Source organism: Priestia sp. SIMBA_032, from assembly GCF_046535215.1.
In the GTDB taxonomy this organism is placed as follows: Bacteria; Bacillota; Bacilli; order Bacillales; family Bacillaceae_H; genus Priestia; species Priestia aryabhattai.
The window spans coordinates 1-254 of sequence record NZ_JAWRXD010001102.1; the positions used below are offsets into that span (position 1 = coordinate 1).

The following is a 254-nucleotide window of genomic DNA, read 5'->3' on the forward strand; positions in this document are numbered from 1 at the left end:
CACCGTGGTTGGAGGGAGGAGCATCATCGACCACGTGCCGTACAAGAACATGAACCTGGACCCTCGCCGGTCCTACACGGCGACAGTCGCGTTCACGACGTCGATGGAATTGCCGAGCCGGTTCAACGGCGGCGGCTTGACTTACCTGTCAGACCATCATCCGCTGCTGTCGGTGTTCCAGCGCCGAATCCCGTTGTGGTCAGTGCCCCGACCGGAAATATGGTGGGAGAATTTGGACGTGCTGCAGGATTGAT

At 59.4% G+C, this 254-nt stretch carries 1 protein-coding gene; it reads left to right on the top strand.

The annotated features are described in order from the left end of the window. Positions 1-253 (top strand): hypothetical protein (locus SB717_RS37750; RefSeq protein WP_410908282.1); only part of this gene is annotated, 253 nt, incomplete at its 5' end. Position 254 lies beyond the last annotated feature (1 nt).